Here is a 2,409-nt window from a genome sequence, read left to right on the forward strand (position 1 = left end):
CGCATCCGCGTCACGCGGGTGCTGCGCCGCTGCGCGGATGGCACGCCGGGCGCGAAACGGCGCAGCCCCCGCGCAGCCCCGGGCAGGCTGCGCCGCGCAAGCAGCGCCGCGCAAGCAGCGCCGCGCAGTCTGTGCCCGTTCCGGTCGAGAGTGACCGCTAGACCGGTCACTCTCGACCGGAACGGGCACTCTCGCGGGCTGCGTCAGGACGCCAGCCGGTCCTCCATCCCCCAGGGCTGGCCGTAGCCGCCCTCGGATTCGGGCGCGCTCATCAGGTCGAGGAACGCCTTCGCGTCGAAGGCCTCCGGGCCGAGCACGCCGATGCCGCCCCAGGTGCCGGCGGCCAGAAGTTCCAGCGCGATCACCGGGTTCAGCGCGGTCTGCCAGACCACGCACTGGGTGCCGTATTCGCGCATCGTCCACTCGTTGTCGGTCACGTGATAGAGGTAGACCTCGCGCGGCCTGTCATCGAGACCGGTGCCGGTGACCCACACCCCGGCGCAGGTCTTGCCGGTCATCCGCGGGCCGATCGTGGCCGGGTCGGGCAGGCAGGCGGCCACCACGTCACGCGGGGCGACCAGTACCGGGCCGGCCGCGCTCCGCACCCGCACCGGGTCGACCCGGTCGAGGCCGAGCAGGTGCAGGGTCTTCAGCACGCCGATGAACTCCTCGCCGAGGCCGTACTTGAAGGTGACCCGTTTCGCGTCGAGCCAGCGCGGCATCAGCACCACCTCCTCGTGCTCCACGTTCACGCACTCGACCCGGCCGATGCCCTCCGGAAAGTCGAACATCTCCGGTTCGCTGAACGGCTCGGTGGTGAACCAGCCGCGGTCCTTCTCGAAGATCAGCGGCGGGTTCAGGCACTCCTCGATCGTGGTCCAGATGCTGAACGAGGGCGCGAAGATCTCGTTCCCGGCATCGTCGCGCACAACCAGGTTGGCGCCGTCACGCGTGCCGAGCTCCTCAATCTGCCGGAACAGGTGGTCGGAGGCGTAGCGGGCGAAGACATCCGAGAGCCCCGGCTCGACGCCCATGCCCACCAGGGCGAGGCGGCCGGCGGTCTCCCAGTCGGCGGCCTGCGCGAACTGGTCGTCACCCAGCAGGACCCCGGTCTGGCGGTACGGGTCGGTGGGGTGCGGCTCGGACAGGCTGACGGCCATGTCAAGGTAGTCGCAGCCGGCGGCGAGCGCCCCGGCGAACACGGTGGGCACGAACTTCGGCTCGACCGCGTTCATCACGTGGGTGGCACCGTGCTTCCGGGCCGTGGATGCCACCCCGTCCGGGTCGCCGGCGTCGATCTGCTCGGCGGAGAACCGGGCTGCCACCGCGTGCCCGTGCTTCAACCCGATCGCGACGATCGTGCGCTCCGCCCGGGCCAGGTCGTAGTCGCACACGATGACGTGCTCGAAGAACGTGCGTCTGGCGATGATCTTCGCGAACGCGTCGCCGACGCCGCCCGCCCCGACAAGGAGGATTCTCATGCTTGGACGCTACCGGAGGCATCCGTCACTGTCTGCCCCGCACGTCGCCCCGAACCGATTCGACGGAGATTTTGCCCGAATCACGTGTTTTTTGCCCTGATTCAGGGCTCTAGGCCGAATTTCTCCGTCGAATTCGCAGGGGCGACGGATGCTGCGCCGCCAGCTCGCGCTCGCCCTGCAGCTTCGCGGCGACCGGGGCCCACAGCAGCACGGCCACCGCGGCGCCGAGCAGCAGCCCGCCGATCGTGTCCGTGAGCCAGTGTGCGCCGAGGTAGGTGCGGCTGACCATCATCAGCACCGTGTAGAGCGCGCCCGCCAGCCAGACCCAGACCCGCGGGAACAGGATGCCCAGGCAGACGGCCATGGTCGCCGCGTTGGCAACGTGGCCGGAGGGGAACGAACCGAAATCAGACACGACCAGCATATCTTCCGGCCGGGCCCGACCGAACAGGGACTTGAGCACCTGCACCAGACCCGAACTCACGATCGTGGCGGCCAGGAAGTAGCCGGCTGCCCACGGCCGCTTCAGCAGCAGCAGGAACGCCAGGATCAGCACCGGGATCACGATCACGCCGGCGATCCCCGCGCCGAGGAAGTTCATCGTGAGCGAGAGGTACTCCCAGATGGGCGCCCGGTGCTCGATGATCTCGTCCATCCACTCGGCGTCGATCTTGAGCGGGCTGCCATTGCCGCGCAGCACGATCAGGGCGCCGAGTCCCACGGCCAGCAACAGCGCCGCGGCCCCGCTGACCAGAGGCCAGCGGCGGGCGATGCGCCGGGTGGCGGGGGTGGCTGCGGTCTCGGGGGCACGCTCGCTCATCATTACTCCATGGTATTTCGGTGTGGGATTGCAGTTGCGCGCGGCGGCCCGGTGCGGTGCGCGGCGCGGAGGCTGTCACCCGGCCGGCGCGGGGCGGCGAGCGGCGCG

At 70.0% G+C, this 2,409-nt stretch carries 2 protein-coding genes; both read right to left on the minus strand.

Going from position 1 to position 2,409, the window contains the following annotated elements:
- Window positions 1-203 precede the first annotated feature (203 nt).
- Window positions 204-1,481, minus strand: a complete 1,278-nt coding sequence (locus E3T49_RS15995) for a saccharopine dehydrogenase family protein (RefSeq protein ID WP_134425913.1) — start codon at window positions 1,479-1,481, stop codon at window positions 204-206.
- A gap of 109 nt (window positions 1,482-1,590) precedes the next feature.
- Entirely contained in the window at window positions 1,591-2,304 is a 714-nt protein-coding gene (locus tag E3T49_RS16000) for a phosphatase PAP2 family protein (RefSeq protein WP_134425914.1), read from the minus strand.
- Window positions 2,305-2,409: the final 105 nt, after the last annotated feature.

This window comes from Cryobacterium cryoconiti, from assembly GCF_004403065.1.
In the GTDB taxonomy this organism is placed as follows: Bacteria; Actinomycetota; Actinomycetes; order Actinomycetales; family Microbacteriaceae; genus Cryobacterium; species Cryobacterium cryoconiti.